The organism is Streptomyces changchenzhani, assembly GCF_039766235.1.
In the GTDB taxonomy this organism is placed as follows: Bacteria; Actinomycetota; Actinomycetes; order Streptomycetales; family Streptomycetaceae; genus Streptomyces.
This window is the reverse complement of sequence record NZ_JBDHNH010000005.1, coordinates 481,152-497,782: the sequence shown is the minus strand read 5'-3', so window position 1 is coordinate 497,782 and position 16,631 is coordinate 481,152. Positions and strand designations below refer to the sequence as shown.

At 70.5% G+C, this 16,631-nt stretch carries 9 protein-coding genes and 4 pseudogenes; 9 read left to right on the top strand and 4 right to left on the bottom strand.

All coding sequences use genetic code 11. The features are described 5' to 3' along the window. Positions 1 to 90: 90 nt before the first annotated feature. From rsgA to ABCR94_RS19155, 3 genes are all read right to left on the bottom strand, one after another. A complete protein-coding gene (gene rsgA / locus ABCR94_RS19165) occupies positions 91 to 1,260 on the bottom strand; it encodes a ribosome small subunit-dependent GTPase A (RefSeq protein WP_347120755.1) in 1,170 nt (389 codons plus the stop codon). A 343-nt stretch (positions 1,261 to 1,603) separates the two neighbouring features. After that, complete coding sequence (locus tag ABCR94_RS19160) at positions 1,604 to 4,108, bottom strand: SpoIIE family protein phosphatase (protein ID WP_347120612.1); 2,505 nt, start codon at positions 4,106 to 4,108, stop codon at positions 1,604 to 1,606. 116 nt (positions 4,109 to 4,224) lie between these two features. Beyond that, positions 4,225 to 4,854, bottom strand: a complete 630-nt coding sequence (locus ABCR94_RS19155) for an alpha-ketoglutarate-dependent dioxygenase AlkB (protein WP_347120610.1) — start codon at positions 4,852 to 4,854, stop codon at positions 4,225 to 4,227. 497 nt (positions 4,855 to 5,351) lie between these two features. On the opposite strand from ABCR94_RS19155, the pseudogene ABCR94_RS19150 reads away from it, so the two are divergent. The 9 genes and pseudogenes from ABCR94_RS19150 to ABCR94_RS19110 form a co-directional block, all read left to right on the top strand. Next, a pseudogene (locus tag ABCR94_RS19150) lies at positions 5,352 to 6,245 on the top strand (glycoside hydrolase family 16 protein); the annotation flags it as partial. 100 nt (positions 6,246 to 6,345) lie between these two features. Continuing rightward, positions 6,346 to 7,395: a chitinase gene (locus tag ABCR94_RS19145; RefSeq protein ID WP_347120608.1), complete on the top strand. Its 1,050-nt coding sequence runs from the start codon at positions 6,346 to 6,348 to the stop codon at positions 7,393 to 7,395. A 143-nt stretch (positions 7,396 to 7,538) separates the two neighbouring features. Further along, positions 7,539 to 7,835, top strand: a pseudogene (locus tag ABCR94_RS19140) (zinc ribbon domain-containing protein); the annotation flags it as partial. Between the two features lie 17 nt (positions 7,836 to 7,852). Further along, a pseudogene (locus ABCR94_RS19135) lies at positions 7,853 to 8,188 on the top strand (coagulation factor 5/8 type domain-containing protein); the annotation flags it as partial. Between the two features lie 29 nt (positions 8,189 to 8,217). Continuing rightward, positions 8,218 to 9,048, top strand: a pseudogene (locus ABCR94_RS19130) (ThuA domain-containing protein); the annotation flags it as partial. 138 nt (positions 9,049 to 9,186) lie between these two features. Then, positions 9,187 to 11,076, top strand: a complete 1,890-nt coding sequence (locus ABCR94_RS19125) for a methylmalonyl-CoA mutase family protein (protein ID WP_347120607.1) — start codon at positions 9,187 to 9,189, stop codon at positions 11,074 to 11,076. Then, positions 11,076 to 13,295: a methylmalonyl-CoA mutase gene (gene scpA / locus ABCR94_RS19120; RefSeq protein ID WP_347120605.1), complete on the top strand. Its 2,220-nt coding sequence runs from the start codon at positions 11,076 to 11,078 to the stop codon at positions 13,293 to 13,295. The genes ABCR94_RS19125 and scpA overlap by 1 nt, the downstream gene beginning before the upstream one ends. A 4-nt stretch (positions 13,296 to 13,299) precedes the next feature. After that, positions 13,300 to 14,304, top strand: a complete 1,005-nt coding sequence (gene meaB / locus ABCR94_RS19115) for a methylmalonyl Co-A mutase-associated GTPase MeaB (protein ID WP_347120603.1) — start codon at positions 13,300 to 13,302, stop codon at positions 14,302 to 14,304. Between the two features lie 37 nt (positions 14,305 to 14,341). Further along, complete coding sequence (locus ABCR94_RS19110) at positions 14,342 to 15,424, top strand: enoyl-CoA hydratase/isomerase family protein (RefSeq protein WP_347120754.1); 1,083 nt, start codon at positions 14,342 to 14,344, stop codon at positions 15,422 to 15,424. Positions 15,425 to 15,514: 90 nt separating this feature from the next. On the opposite strand, the gene ABCR94_RS19105 is transcribed toward ABCR94_RS19110, so the two are convergent. Further along, positions 15,515 to 16,618 (bottom strand): sensor histidine kinase, encoded by a 1,104-nt coding sequence (locus tag ABCR94_RS19105; RefSeq protein ID WP_521977329.1) that lies wholly within the window; start codon positions 16,616 to 16,618, stop codon positions 15,515 to 15,517. Positions 16,619 to 16,631 lie beyond the last annotated feature (13 nt).

Genomic DNA, 16,631 nt, shown 5'->3' with positions numbered 1-16,631 from the left:
CCGGCGGGATCCTCATCGCTGAGCTTCAAGCGCCGGACGGGGCCCGGAATCCGGCCCGTCCGGCGCTTGACGCGGGTCAATCAGAACGGGTCAACGGGTCCGGCCCCGCTTGGCCTCCATCGCGGCCCGGCCCTGCGCGGACTTCATCCGCCACTCACGGCCGATCTCGGCGCGCATCCTGATGTCGGTCTTGGCGGCGATGTGGCGGTTCTCCCGCAGCAGCTTGCGGTAGCTCTCCAGCCGGCGTTCCGGCAGCGAGCCGTCGGCCAGGGCGGCGAGCACCGCGCAGCCCGGCTCCGCCTCGTGGGCGCAGTCGTGGAACCTGCACGATTCGCCCAGTTCCTCGATCTCCGAGAAGACCTGCCCGACGCCCGCCTCGGCGTCCCACAGGCCGACCCCGCGCAGTCCCGGCGTGTCGATGAGTGTTCCGCCGCCGGGCAGCGCCAGCAGGTTGCGGGTGGTGGTGGTGTGCCGGCCCTTGCCGTCCACGTCACGGATGCCCTGCACATCCATCAGGTCCTCGCCGAGCAGCGCGTTGGCGAGGGTCGACTTGCCCGCGCCCGACACGCCGAGCAGCACGCTCGTACCGCCCGAGACCATGGCGGCGAGCACGTCGATGCCGTCGCCCGTCGCGGCGCTGACGGGCAGCACCTGCACACCGGGCGCGGTGGCCGCGACATCCTCGACAAGGTACGAGAGCCCGGTGACGTCCGGCATCACGTCGGCCTTGGTGAGCACGACGATCGGCTGGGCATGGCTCCCCCACGAGGGCTTCGCACCGCGCAACAGCGCGTCGCCGCTGGAGCTGGACATCGCGAGGGCGAGGAACCGCTCGATGCGCCCGAGGTCGAGTTCGGCCGCGAGGGACACACAGATGACGATGTGGTCGATATTGGTGGCCAGTACCTGGCCCTCGGAGCGCTTGGACGAGGTGGACCTCACGAAGGCGGTACGCCGCGGCAGAAGCGTCCGTACGTACTGCGGATCGCCGCCGACCGGGTCGACGGCCACCCAGTCACCGGTGCACACGACCTTCATCGGGTCGCGCGGCACCACGAATTCGGTGTCGGCCCGGACGGTGCCGACCGGAGTGACGATGTCGCACTGACCGCGGTCGACCCGTACGACCCGGCCGGGCAACAGGCCCTGCGCGGCGTACGGGGAGAATTCGGCGGCCCAGCCTTCGTCCCAGCCGTAGGAGGCGAGGGCGCTCCGAGCGTCGGACGGGTCGGAGGCGTCAGAAGTACCGGACGTGGACAGCGTGTTGAGCGAAGCGTTGAACGAGCTGGACAAGGGGGACCCTTCGGAGGGTGGCCCCGGCAGCGCGCTCGGCGCGCGGAAAGCGGGTGGGTGTCAGCCGGAGACCACAGGGGTGGAAACGATGATGAACTCCTGAATGCGGGCAGCACCCGTCACCGTGACAGCCATCAATGTCCTCACCTCCTGCTTCTTCAACGAACCGGCACACCCCGGGACGACGCACAGCGTCGCCCGGCAACACCGAGAACCCTAGCCCTGCGCCGGCGCCGGGTGCCAGCCATTTATCGGTCGCTGTACGGACCCGGGGTCAGCCCATCGTGGGGAACGACCGGCGGACCCGGGGTCAGCCCGCCGAGGGGAACGACTGCTCGGTCCAGATGGTCTTCCCCGACCGGGTGTACCGCGTGCCCCACCTCTGGACGAGTTGCGCGACGATGAACAGCCCCCGGCCGCCCTCGTCGTCCTCGGCGCTGTGCCGCAGGTGCGGTGAGGTGTGGCCGGTGTCCGCGACCTCGCACAGCAGGGTGCGGTCTCGGATGAGGCGCAGGTGCAACGGCCCGTCGGCGTACCTGATCGCGTTGGTGACCAGCTCGCTGACGACGAGCTGAGTGGTGAACGTCAGGTCTTCAAGACCCCAGTCGCGCAGCTGTCCGGTGGCCAGCTCGCGGGCGTGGCTCACCGCGACGCGCTCCGCGGGCAGCTCCCAGTCGACGACTTGCCGGGGGTCGAGTTCGCGGGTACGGACGAGCAGCAGAGCCGTGTCGTCGGCGGTCGTGCCGTCGGGCAGGAGTTCGGCGACCGCCCGGTCGCACAGCTCCTCCAGCGAGGCCTGACGGTCACTCAGAACCCGCCCCAGCGCGTCGAGTCCCACATCGATGTCGCGGTCACGGGCCTCGACAAGACCGTCGGTGAAGAGGGCCATCAGGCTGCCCACCGGCAGCTCGATCTCCATGGACTCGAATGGCAGGCCACCCAGTCCCAGCGGCGGACCGGCCGGGAGGTCCGGGAAGGTCAGCCGGCCGTCGGGGTGCACGATCGCGGGCGGCAGATGTCCGGCGCGGGCCATCACGCAGCGGCGCGAGACCGGGTCGTAGACCGCGTAGAGACAGGTCGCCCCGGTGGTCACATCGGCGTACGAGTCGGCCACCTTGCCGGAGACATCCGGCTGTTCCTCCGCCGCCTGCCCCACCAGATCGTCGAGCCGGGTGAGCAACTCGTCCGGGGACATGTCCATTTGGGCGAAGGCGCGCACGGTCGTACGCAGGCGTCCCATGGTGGCGGCGGCCTGCAGACCGTGACCGACCACATCCCCCACCACCAGACCGACCCGGGTCCCGGACAGCGGGATCACGTCGAACCAGTCACCGCCCACCCCGGTCTGGTCGTCCGCGGGGAGATAGCGGTAGGCGAGGTCGACCGCCGACTGCTGCGGCACGTGCTGCGGCAGCAGTTGGCGTTGCAGAGCGAGGGCCGCGGTGCGTTCGCGGGTGAAGCGGCGGGCGTTGTCGACGGACACGGAGGTACGGGTCACCAGCTCGTCGGCCAGGGCGACTTCGCCGCTGTCGAAGGCGGCGGCGTGCGGACCACGGACGAAGGTGACGAGCCCCAGGGTGCTGCCTCCGCCGCGCAAGGGCACGACCAGGGTGTTCTCGTCGAGTACGAGCCCTCCCGAGGCGAGGCTGCGGTCCTGGGGCGAGCCGGGCAGGTAGTCCACCGGCACCGGGTCGTGCGGCGACGGCTCCAGGGACTCCGCCGACTCCCCCGGTTCACCGGACTCCCCCGCGCACTCCTTCGCGCCCTCCCCTGCGTCCCCCTCCGCGTCCTGCGAACCGTCCGAACGGCAGGCGACGCGTACGAGACCCATCTCCACCGAACCGCCGGTGGCCGGCACCTCGCCGTCAAGGACCGCCCTCCCGAGGTCGACGGTCACCAGACTGGCAAAGTCCGGCACCGCCACCTCCGCGATCTCCTCGGCGGTGACGATCGCGTCCAGCGTGGTGCCGACCCCGCGGCCCGCCTCCACGAGCAGGGCCAATCGATTCTGCGCCTGGTAGCGATCGGTGATGTCGAAGGCGTCCTCGCACACTCCGAGCACATGCCCGTCGGCGTTCTGGAGCCGGTAGTAGGAGCAGGACCAGAGGTGGTCAGGACCCGGATCACTGGGCTGCTCGGCGCGGAAGTGCAGGTCCAGGACCGGTTCGCCGGTGTCGATCACCTGGCGCATCACCGCGTCGAGGGTCCGCGGGTACCCCTTGGTCACAAAGGTGCCACCGGGGTACAGCTCATCGGCCCGCATGCCGCGAAATTCGGCGAACGGGCGTCCGATCTCGCGTTCATACGCGGCGTTGCACCAGGTCAGTCGCAGGTCGGTGTCGTAGAGGCCCAGGCCGACGGGCGACTGGGTGGCCAGCCCGTGCAGCATGGACAGCCGGGATTCCCACAGCCGCAGCCCCTCCAGCTCCGCCGCGACGAGGATGCGCTCGGGCGTGCCGGTACGGGTATCGGCGCCCTCTACGCCCTCGGCGCCCGGCAGGAGGCACACCGCGGTTGCGACCAGCAGCTCATGGCCGTCCCGGTGCCGCGCGACCCGGATCTCGCTGCCTCCGAACGGGGGGCCGAGGGGCAGGACGGGCTTCTCGGGGGGCGGGAGCGCGGACATGGGCCGGGACGGCAGGAACGTGTCCACGGGTCGCCCGACGATGTCGTCGGGCCGGTAGCCGAGGAGCGCCTGCGCCGCGGGGCTCCATCCGACGATCGTGTTCCGGGCGTCGAGTACCGCCGTGGCCGCCCTGGTGACGTCGAGGGGACCACGGAAGTCGGCACTCTCTGCCGCGTCCCACGCGTTCACGGCGCCACACCAGCCCGGTTCATTACCTACAGAATCAGCCCTCGCGGGGACCGGCACAACCGCGATGCGCAAGACGGAGGGTGCGGTATTCGCTCGGCGCCCGACGCGGTATCCGCTCAGCGCACGTCGTGGGGGCGGAACTGCACGCTGATACGTGGTCCCACCGGTCGCGCCGTCTTGGGAATCGCATGCTCCCAGGAGCGCTGGCAGCTGCCGCCCATGACGATGAGGTCACCGTGGCCGAGTGGCTTGTGCACCGGGGTCGGGCCCGGTCTGCGGGGTCTCAGCGCCAGGTGCCTGGGCGCCCCGAGGGAGATGATCGCGACCATGGTGTCCTCCCTCCTGCCCCGGCCGATCGCGTCCCCGTGCCAGGCGACGCTGTCCTGCCCGTCCCGGTAGTAGCAGAGCCCCGCCGTGGTGAACGGCTCGCCGAGTTCGGCCGCGTAGTACGCGCTGAGCGCCGAGCGGGCCTCGTCGAGCTTCGGGTGCGGCAGGGGGTCGTGGGCGCCGAAGAAGGACAGCAGCCGCGGCACCTCCACCACCCGCTCGTACATGACGCGCTGCTCGGCCCGCCACTCGACGCCGCGCGCGAGTTCCTCGAAGAGCGCGTCCGCCCCGGTGAGCCACTGGGGCAGTACGTCGATCCAGGCGCCGTGACCCAGATCGGTGCGGCGCAGCCCGTCCAGGGGGCGCAGCCCGACCTCGTCCTCCTGGTCGAAGAGTGAGCTCTGCAGGTGTACGGCCATGGAAAGAGCGTACCTCGAATCAAACACCTGTACGAATCCGAGGCTCGGCACCCCACCCGCCGCAAACCAGCCCCGGCGGCGGACGACCAGGCTGCCGGGCTGCCCGCCTGGCTGATACTCCTGCGCGAGTTCGTATGCGGGCGCACATTCGCCTCCATGGTGGAAAACGGGCCGACCGTCCGGACGACTCTCCCGCGCCCCACCCGCCACGGACCGCCACAGAGGTCAATGAATAGCCACGTACAGCCATGGACAGCCATGGACAGCCATGGACAGCCATGGACAGCCATGGACGGGAACGTCGGACACGGATGAGAACCAGTGGTCCGGACCAAAGTATTGACAGCGCATTAGTTCACTTCTTAAATCACGTAGTGAAGTAAGTCCCCCCACCCCCCACTCGGCGCATCCAGGCGCAGCCGCATCGAGCCTTCACCTGTCATATACATGACAGCACCTTTCCCCCTTCCTCCTTACATACTCCGGAAGGAAAAGTCATGGACTCCCCACGCTCAACACGACGCATCCTCGTGTCTGTTCTGTCCGTGCTTGCCCTCACCTCAATCGCCACCGGCCCTGCGAGCGGCCACCCCGCCCCCGAAAGGTCCACGGCCGCTCCGGCCGCAGCAGAAGCAGTCCCCGCGCCGGCCGCGCCGGCCGCCGACACGTTCACCGACAACTTCGACGGCCCGGCCGGCTCCGCCGTCAACAGCGGCAAGTGGCAGATCGAGACCGGCGACAACGTCAACAACCACGAACGGCAGTGGTACACGGCCGGCAACCGCAACGCCGCCCTCAACGGCCAGGGCCAGCTGGTCATCACCGCCCGCAAGGAAAACCCGGGCAACTACCAGTGCTGGTACGGGCGTTGTGAGTACACCTCGGCCCGGCTGAACACCGCGGGCAAGTTCACCCAGACCTACGGACACGTCGAGGCGCGCGTGAAGGTGCCGCGCGGCCAGGGCATGTGGCCCGCGTTCTGGATGCTCGGAAACGACATCGGCCAGGTCGGCTGGCCCAACTCCGGCGAGATCGACATCATGGAGAACGTGGGCTTCGAGCCGTCCACCGTGCACGGCACCCTGCACGGGCCCGGCTACTCCGGCTCCGGCGGCATCGGCTCCGCGTTCACACTGCCCGGCGGCCAGCAGTTCGCCGACGCGTTCCACACCTTCGCCATCGACTGGTCCCCCAACGCGGTGACCTGGTCGGTCGACGGCCAGGTCTACCAGCGGCGCACCCCCGCCGACCTGGGCGGACGCGCCTGGGTGTTCAACAAGCCGTTCTTCCTGATCCTCAACCTCGCGGTCGGCGGCTACTGGCCCGGCGACCCCAACGGCAGCACCGTCTTCCCCCAGCAACTCGTCGTCGACCACGTCCGGGTCCGCACCGGCACCGTCGCCAACCAGAAGTGAACGGTGGCAGCCAGATGAACCGCAACGCGAAGCAACAGTCGAACGCATCCCGCAGCCCCTCCTGCGCACACCCGCGATGCGCGGTGTGCTGGGCGCCGGAGCCGCCGCGGCTCTTGTCCTGGGCCTGACCAGCACCCCGGCCACCGGCACGGTCGCGGCGAACGCGCAGATCAACAGCACCGGCGCCGCGCACCAGAAGTCGGCCGCGCCCACCGGAGGTGCACCCACCGGAGGCGGAGCACCGCTGCAGGCCGCAGCCCCGATAGCGGTGGCGCCGTACATCTACAACGGCTGGGGCAGCCCGCCCAGCCCGACCACCGTCATGAATGCCACCGGCGTGAAGTGGTTCACCCTCGCCTTCGTGCTCAGCAACGGGTACTGCAACCCGCAGTGGGACGGTGGCCGGCCGCTCGTCGGCGGTGTGGACCAGCGGACGGTCAACACGGTCCGCGCGGCGGGCGGCGACATCATCCCGTCCTTCGGCGGCTGGAGCGGCAACAAGCTGGAAAGCTCCTGCGGCAGCGCCGATGAGCTGGCCGCCGCGTACCAGAAGGTGATCAACGCGTACGGGCTGAAGGCCATCGACATCGACATCGAGGCGGCGGCGTACGACAGTCCGACCGTCCAGCAGCGCACGGTCGACGCACTGAAGACCGTCAAGGCCAAAAACCCCGGCATCAAGGTGTTCGTCACCTTCGGCACCGCCCAGAACGGCCCCGACGGCGGCCTCATCCGCAGGGCCGCGACCGCCGGGCTGACCGTGGACAGCTGGACGATCATGCCGTTCAACTTCGGTGGAAACGGCCAGAACATGGGCACGCTCACCGTCCGCGCCGCCGAGGGCCTGAAGAACACCGTCAAGAGCGCCTACGGGTACACCGACGACCAGGCCTACCGCCACACCGGTATCTCGTCGATGAACGGCATCACCGATGTCAACGAGACCATCACGGTGGCCGACTTCCGCACGATCCTCGCCTACGCGCAGCAGCGGCACCTCGCCCGGCTGACGTTCTGGTCGGTCAACCGTGACCGGCCGTGCACCGGCGGCGGCGCGGACACCTGCTCGGGCGTAGCGCAGCAGCCCTGGGACTTCACCCGGGTCTTCGCCCAGTACAACGGCTGACCAGCGCCTCCCCGCACCGGTTCGGCCGTTCCACCCCCACGCCGTGATCACGGTGTCCCACACCGGGACACCGTGATCACGGCACCCCCGCACAGGAGAAACCGTGCTCCGATCCGCGTACACAAGAAACGTACAAAACGTCCCGGACGGTCACCATGCTGACGTACAAAACCGCCCGGCTCGGCGGCACCCTGCACAAGGTCCCCGCCCCACACACCTCCCAACGCTGCTCCGCGTGTGGCTTCATCACGCCCGGCAACCGGGAGAGCCAGACCGTGTTCGTGTGCAAGAACCCGGACTGCGGCTGGTCGGGCAACGCCGACCACAACGCAGCCAGGAACGTCTTGCACCTGTACCGGATGGGCCACGCGCTCATCCCGGCTGCCGGGAGGGCAGTCGCCAGGCGCGCCCACCGCGTCAAGCCCGCCACCGCAAGGTAGGCAGGAACCTTTCCCTTGGAGGGAGAGCACTTCAACAGAACGAGATGCCCTACGACCCGCCCAACCAGGCTGCCTGGATGGACGGTTCGACCCAGGGCTACACGGCGTACAAGGTCGCCAACAATGTGACCAGCCATCAGGCCTTCGGCCTCGGAAGCTACTGCTTCTTCAACGCGAACCCGAGCGTAGCGGCCGAACGGGCCTCCCAGGCGCCGGACAACGCGAATGTGCGCTTCCGGAGCATGGTGACCGTCTCGCTCGGCGGCACCGGAACGATCCGCCATGTCATCAACAACAGCGGCGGGCCTTCGAACTCCTCGACCAATGTGGCGAACCTCGTCAGCCATCCGTAGCCGAACCTCCAGCTGAAAGGGACCTGTCGATGACCATGGTCAAGACCGGCGCCACGCGAGTCGGAGTGCGGATCCTCGTACTGCTGGCCACACTGCTCGGCCTGTACGCCGCCCCCGCGGCGGCGGAAACCCAGGCACCGCGCGCCCCCGCCTTCAAGGTGCTCGCCTTGTACAGCGGCACCTGGGACGCGGCGCACATCGACTTCGTCAAGGACGCCAACAAGTGGTTCCCGGGCGCCGCCGCCCAGAACAACTTCTCGTACACCTCAAGCAACAACTGGAACCTGCTCACAGGCAGCGCCGTCGACCAGTACCAAGTGGTCGTGTTCCTCGACGACATGCCGCAGACGCCCGCTCAACGCTCGGGCTTCGAGCGGTACATGCGGGCCGGCGGTGGCTGGCTGGGCTTCCATGTCGCCGCGTTCACCACCGAGGCGCACAAGTGGCCCTGGTACCACGATCAGTTCCTCGGCAGCGGCAACTTCCGCTCCAACACCTGGGGGCCGACGACCGCGGTGCTGCGCAGCGAGAACAGGACCCACCCGTCGAACGCGGGGATACCCGCGACCTTCACCTCGTCCGTCAGCGAGTGGTACAGCTGGTCCAACGACCTGCGGAAGAATCCGTCCATCAAGGTCCTGGCCTCGGTGGACCCGGTGAGCTTCCCGCTGGGTACGGACCCCAACCAGTCCTGGCGCAGCGGTGACTATCCGATCATGTGGACCAACACCCAGTACAAGATGCTGTACGCCAACTTCGGACACAACGCCATGGACTACGCGGCGAACAAGCCGCTGTCGTCCACGTTCGCCAGCGAGACCCAGAACCGCTTCCTGGTGAACAGCCTGAAGTGGCTGGGGCAGCGCCCCTGACACGCCCGGGTCGCGGATTGACCTGGATAGGCCACAGCGCCCAAAGGATCAAGGGTGAGCGGGAGAGGGCAAGGTCACAGGCCTTCCCTCTCCTGCACCTTTGCACGGTTCCCCTAACATCTGAGCATGACGGTCCTCCCCGATGACGGGTTTTCGCTGGCCGCCGAGTTCCCGGACGCGACCCATGAGCAGTGGCAGAGCCTGGTGGCCGGCGTACTGCGCAAAACGGGTAAGGATGTCCCGGACACGGCGGCCGAAAGCCTGCTGTCCACAGCTTTCGACGACGGGCTCACGGCCCGCCCCCTCTATACCGCCGACGACGGCGCGTACGCGGACAGCTCCGGCTATCCGGGCTCCGCGCCCTTCGTCCGCGGCGGCACACCGGCAGGCGGCGCGGTCGCCGGCTGGGACGTGCGCCAGCGCCACGACCGGCCCGATCCGGCCCGTACCAATGAGGCCGTGCTCGCGGACCTGGAGAACGGCGTCGCCTCCGTCTGGCTGAGCGTCGGTGCGGCCGGCGTGCCGGTTTCCGGCATCGGCACGGCCCTGACCGGCGTCTATCTCGACCTGGCTCCCGTCGTGCTGGACGCGGGCGCCGAATTCGACGAGGCCGCCAGAGAGTTGCTGCGCCTGTACGAGGAGCGGGGCGTCGCCCCCGAGGCCGCGCTCGGCAACCTCGGCGCCGACCCGCTGGGCCACGCCGCACGCTCCGGCGACCACAGCGGCCTCGCCGCCCACACCGCCGCCGCTGCCGCCCTTGCCGCGCTCTGCCACGAGACGTACCCGGGGCTGCGGGCGCTGACCGTGGACGCGCTGCCGTACCACGAGGCCGGCGCGTCGGCAGCCCAGGAGCTGGGCTGCTCGCTCGCCACCGGCGTGTCGCTGCTGCGTGACCTCACCGCGGCCGGGCTGTCCGTGGAAGCGGCCTGCGGCCAGCTGGAATTCCGGTACGCGGCCACCGCCGACCAATTCCTGACGATCGCCAAGCTGCGCGCCGCCCGCCGGGTGTGGGCCCGCGTCGCCGAGGCGTGCGGCGCGCAATCCGCCGCCGGGGCGCAGCGCCAGCACGCGGTGACCTCCGCGGTGATGATGAGCCGCCGCGACCCGTGGGTGAACATGCTGCGCACCACGGTCGCCTCGCTCGCCGCGGGCGTGGGCGGCGCCGACGCCGTGACCGTGCTCCCCTTCGATCACGCGCTCGGCCTCCCGGACGCCTTCGCCCGCCGCATCGCCCGCAATACGTCGACGATCCTGGTCGAGGAGTCGCACGTGGCCCGGGTCATCGACCCGGCGGGCGGCTCCTGGTACGTCGAGCAGCTCACCGACGAGCTGGCGCAGGCCGCCTGGGCCTGGTTCCAGGAGATCGAGCGGGCCGGCGGCCAGGCGGCGGCCCTGCGCTCCGGCCTGGTGGCCGAGCGGATCGGCGCCACCTGGCAGAGCCGCAAGAAGCAGCTGGCGAAGCGGCGCGAGCCGATCACCGGCGTGAGCGAGTTCCCACTGCTCGCCCAGGCACCGGTGGAGCGCGACCCGCGGCCAGCCGCGCCGGCGGGCGGTCTGCCGAAGGTGCGCCGCGACGAGGACTTCGAGGCACTGCGGGCCCGCTCGGACGCGCACATCGCCGCGACCGGCGCCCGGCCCCTGGTTTTCCTGGCCGCCATCGGCCCGGCCGCCGCGCACACGGCGCGCGCGTCCTTCGCCGCCAACCTCTTCCAGAGCGGCGGCATCGAACCGGTCCACGACCCGGTGTCGGTCGACGCCGCGTCGGCCGCCGCGGCGTTCACGGCGAGCGGGGCCACGGTGGCGTGCATCTGCTCCAGCGACGCCCTGTACGCCGAGCACGCCGCCGGGGTGGCCGAGGCGCTCAAGTCGGCCGGCGCCCGGCGGGTATACCTCGCGGGACGTCCCGGCGAGCAGCGTGAGACGTTTGAGCGGGCCGGGGTCGACGAGTTCGTCGTCGCGGGCGGCGACGTGGTCGCCGTCCTCACCTCCGCCCTCGACCGAATCGGAGTGGCGTGATGCGGATCCCGGACTTCACACAGGTCGAGCTCGGAGACCCGGGCGAGGCCGCGGCCGCCGCCGGTGTCTCCGATGACCAGTGGCGCACGGCCGTCAAGGAGGCCACCGGCAAGGACGACGGCGACCTGGTGTGGAACACGCCCGAGGGCATCCCCGTCAAGCCGCTGTACACCTCGCAGGACCTGACCGGGCTCGACTTCCTCGGTACGTACCCGGGTATCGCACCGTATCTGCGCGGCCCGTACCCGACGATGTACGTCAACCAGCCGTGGACGATCCGGCAGTACGCCGGATTCTCCACCGCGGAGGAGTCCAACGCCTTCTACCGGCGCAATCTCGCCGCCGGGCAGAAGGGCCTTTCGGTCGCTTTCGACCTGCCGACGCACCGCGGCTACGACAGCGACCACCCGAGGGTGACGGGCGATGTCGGCATGGCGGGCGTCGCCATCGACTCGATCTACGACATGCGTCAGCTCTTCGACGGCATCCCGCTGGACAAAATGAGCGTGTCGATGACGATGAACGGCGCCGTGCTGCCGGTGCTCGCGCTGTACATCGTGGCCGCGGAGGAGCAGGGCGTACCGCCCGAGAAGCTGGCCGGGACCATCCAGAACGACATCCTCAAAGAGTTCATGGTCCGCAACACCTACATCTATCCGCCCACGCCCTCGATGCGGATCATCTCGGACATCTTCGCGTACACCTCGCAGAAGATGCCCCGCTACAACTCCATCTCCATCTCCGGCTACCACATCCAGGAGGCCGGAGCCACGGCCGACCTGGAGCTGGCGTACACCCTCGCCGACGGCATGGAGTACCTGCGGGCGGGCCTCGGCGCGGGCCTCGACGTGGACGCGTTCGCGCCCCGGCTTTCGTTCTTCTGGGCCATCGGCATGAACTTCTACATGGAGATTGCCAAGCTCCGCGCGGCGCGCCTCCTGTGGGCCAGGATGGTCAAGACCTTCGGCCCGAAGAACCCCAAGTCCCTTTCGCTGCGCACCCATTGCCAGACCTCGGGCTGGTCGCTGACCGCGCAGGACGTCTTCAACAACGTCACCCGCACCTGTGTGGAGGCGATGGCCGCCACCCAGGGGCACACCCAGTCGCTGCACACCAACGCGCTGGACGAGGCACTCGCCCTGCCCACCGACTTCTCCGCGCGCATCGCCCGCAACACCCAGCTGCTGCTCCAGCAGGAGTCGGGGACCTGCCGGGTCATCGACCCGTGGGGCGGCAGCGCGTACGTCGAGAAGCTCACCCACGACCTCGCCCGGCGCGCCTGGGAGCACATCGAGGAGGTCGAGGCGGCCGGCGGCATGGCGCAGGCCATCGACGCCGGTATCCCCAAGCTGCGCGTCGAGGAGGCGGCGGCCCGCACCCAGGCCCGTATCGACTCCGGGCGCCAGCCGGTCATCGGGGTGAACAAGTACCGGGTGGAGACCGACGAGCGGATCGACGTGCACAAGGTCGACAACTCCTCGGTGCGCACCCAGCAGGTCGAGAAGCTGCGGCGGCTGCGGGCCGAGCGCGACGAGGACGCCTGTCAGGACGCGCTGCGCGCCCTGACCGCATCGGCGCGGGTGGGCGCGGATCAGACCAACGGCCTGGACGGCAATCTCCTCGCGCTGGCGGTGAACGCGGCGCGCGCCATGGCGACCGTCGGTGAGATCTCCGACGCGCTGGAGGAGGTCTACGGGCGCCACTCGGGCCAGATCCGTACCATCTCCGGTGTGTACCGAACCGAGGCAGGCACTTCCCCGGCGGTGGAGGCCACCCGCGTCCTGGTCGAGGAATTCGACCGGGCAGAGGGCCGCCGCCCGCGCATCCTGGTCGCCAAGATGGGCCAGGACGGGCATGACCGCGGCCAGAAGGTGATCGCCACGGCCTTCGCCGACCTGGGCTTCGACGTGGATGTCGGCCCGCTGTTCCAGACGCCGGGCGAGGTCGCGCGCCAGGCGGTCGAGGCCGACGTGCACATCGTCGGGGTCTCCTCACTGGCCGCCGGGCACCTCACGCTGGTGCCCGCGCTGCGGGACGAACTGGCCGCGGAGGGACGCGCGGACATCATGATCGTCGTCGGTGGGGTGATCCCCCCGCAGGACATCGAGACCCTGCACCAGGCCGGCGCCGCAGCCGTCTTCCCGCCCGGCACCGTGATCCCGGATGCCGCGCAGGACCTGGTGAGGAAGCTCGCCGCCGCACTCGGTCACGAGCTGTGAGCCGATGGCACCCACGATCGACATCGACACCTACGTCAAGGGCGTGCGCGACGGGTCGCGGGCGTACATCGCCCGCGCCATCACGCTCGTCGAGTCCAACCGGCCCGACCACCGGGTGCTCGCCCAGCGGCTGCTGACCGAGCTGCTGCCGTACGCCGGTGCGGCCCGCCGGATCGGCATCAGCGGGGTGCCCGGCGTCGGCAAGTCCACCTTCATCGACGCGCTCGGCACCCGGCTCACGGGCCTCGGCCACCGGGTCGCGGTGCTCGCCGTGGACCCGTCGTCCAGCCGTACGGGCGGTTCCATCCTGGGCGACAAGACCCGGATGGAACGCCTCGCGGTGGACCCGGCGGCCTTCGTACGGCCGTCGCCCACCTCGGGCACGCTGGGCGGGGTGGCCAAGGCGACCCGCGAGTCCATGATCGTGGCGGAGGCCGCGGGGTACGACGTGGTGCTGGTGGAGACGGTCGGGGTGGGCCAGTCGGAGACGGCGGTGGCCAACATGGTGGACACCTTCCTGCTGCTGACCCTCGCCCGCACCGGCGACCAGCTCCAGGGCATCAAGAAGGGCGTCCTCGAACTCGCCGACGTCATCACGGTCAACAAGGCGGACGGCCCGCACGAGCGCGACGCGCGGTCCGCGGCGCGCGAACTGGCGGGCGCACTACGCCTGATGCGCCCCGTGGACGCCGCGTGGACCCCGCCGGTGCTGTGCTGCAGCGCGCGCGAAGGCACCGGGCTCGACGCGCTCTGGGAGAGCCTCGAACAGCACCGGACGCTGCTGGACACGACGGGCCGGCTCGCGGCGAAGCGGCGGAATCAGCAGGTCGACTGGGTGTGGGCGATGGTCCGCGACGAGCTCCTGGACCGGCTGCGCACCCATCCGGAGGTACGCGAGGTAACCCCGGACCTGGAACGCCGCGTCCGCGACGGCGAGTTGACGGCGACGCTGGCGGCGGAACGGATCCTGGAGGCGTTTCAGGGGCGGCGGGGGACGGAGGCGGGCTAGGGTGCGGGCGCAGACACCGGAAGGGACCCACGAGATCATGCACGTCGACGCCGCCCCCAGTCCGCCCGACGACACGGTGCTGCTGGACACCCGGGGCCGCGCGGGCCGCATCACCCTGAACCGCCCGCGCGCCCTCAACGCCCTCACCCACGCCATGGTCCGCCGGATCGACGCGGCACTCACGCGGTGGGAACAGGACGACGACGTACGGACCGTGGTCATCTCCGGGGCCGGCGAGCGTGGACTGTGCGCGGGCGGCGACATCCGCGCGATCTACGAGGACGCGCGCACCGGCGGCACCGCGTCGGCGGCTTTCTGGCGCGACGAGTACCGCCTCAACGCCCGGATCGCCCGCTTCCCCAAGCCGTACGTCGCCCTCATGGACGGCATTGTCATGGGCGGCGGAGTGGGTGTATCGGCGCACGGCGACGTGCGGATCGTCACCGAACGCTCGAAGGTCGCGATGCCCGAGACCGGCATCGGCTTCGTCCCCGATGTCGGCGGCACGTATCTGCTGGGGCGCGCGCCGGGCGAGCTGGGCACCCATCTCGCCCTCACCGGGGCGCCGGTGGGCACGGCGGACGCACTGCTGTGCGGGCTCGCCGACCACTTCGTACCGGCCGGGCGACTGGCGGAGTTCGCCGACGCCTTGTCCGGGACGGAGGTCGCGGACGCGGTGGGCCGGTACTCCTCGGCCGCGCCCGAGGGTGAGCTGGCGGGGCACCGGGAGTGGATCGACGCCTGTTACACCGCCGCTTCGGTCGAGGAGATCGTCGAGCGGCTGCTCGACAGCGGCATTTGCGCGGCGAAGGAGGCCGCCGATGTGATCCTCACCAAGTCGCCGACCGCTCTCAAGGTGACCCTCGCGGCGGTGCGCGGCGCGCGGACGCTGGGCTCACTGGAGGACGTACTGGACCAGGAGTACCGGGTCTCGTACGCCGCCCTGTCCTCGCCCGACCTCGTGGAGGGCATCCGTGCGCAGGTCATCGACAAGGACCGCAGCCCGCGCTGGTCGCCCGCGGAGCTCGCGCGGGTGACGGACGCGGACGTGGCCCGGTTCTTCGAGCCTGCGGGCGACGGGGAGCTGGGGCTCGGGCCGGGCGCGGTTCCCCGGCGCTGACAGCCGGGGCCTCGGCACGAGCGCGGTCCCCCACCCGCCCCTGATACCGGCGGTCTCGGCAGAGGTACGGGCAAAGGCCCCCGCCCCGGCTCAGCCTTCCGCCGCCGGCAGCGTCACCTCGAACCGGCAGCCCCCCGGCACGTTCCGGACATCCGCCCGCCCCGCATGCGCCTCCACGATGCCGCGCACAATGGCCAGCCCCAACCCCGCCCCGGCCGGCGGTGTCCGCGCCTGTGTGCCGCGCCAGCCCGTGTCGAAGACCCTCGGCAGGTCCTGTTCCGGGATCCCCCCGCAGCCGTCGGTGACGGAGAGCACGACCGTGTCCGTCCCCGGCTCCCCGCGCCGCGCGGCGACCGCGACCGTCCCATCGGCCGGGGTTCTGCGGATCGCGTTGACCAGCAGGTTCGCCAGGACGCGGGTCATTTCCTTGCCGTCCACCTCGACGGGCAGCGGCTCGACGCCGTCACCGACAAGGCGCACACCGAGCTCGCGCGCCAGCGGATCCGCGCCCGCGAGCGCGTCGCCCACCAGGTCGTACAGGGACATCCGGCTCGGGCTGAGGGCGAGCGCGCCCGCGTGGATGCGGGACAGCTCGAAGAGGTCGCCGACCATGGAGTTCATCCGGTCGACCTCGGTGCGGATCTGCCGGTAGTAGCGCTCGGGGTCGGCGACCAGGCCGTCTTCGAGCGCCTCGGACATGGCGCGCAGGCCGGCCAGCGGCGTACGCAGATCGTGCGAGATCCACGCGACCAGCTCCCGCCGCGAGGTCTCCAGCGCCCGCTCCCGCTCCCTGGAAACGCCCAGCTTCGCGCTCGTAGCAGCCAACTCCCTTCCCAGCGCGTCTAGTTCGGCGGTGGCCGCGCGAGCAGGCGCGGCGAAGCTTCCGCCGTCGCCGAACGAACGGGCCGCCAAGGTGAGGGCGTTGCTGCGGGCCACCACCCAGCGGCCGAGGATCAGCGCGGTGGCGAGGGAGACGACCGCGGCCATCGCGATGACCGTGGTGACCACGCCGAGGTCGTGCGGGTTGAGGAACATCGCCTGGGCGACGGAGAGGGTCCCGGCGAGCATGGCGGTGACCGCGACGGCGGCGATGACGGTCAGCGAGACGGCCACCGAGCGGTGCCGCAGCAGGCGCAGCACGAGCGCCCCGAGGAGTCCGGCGGCCGCGGCGCCGAGGAAGGCGAAGGCGGCCATGATCAGCAGTTCG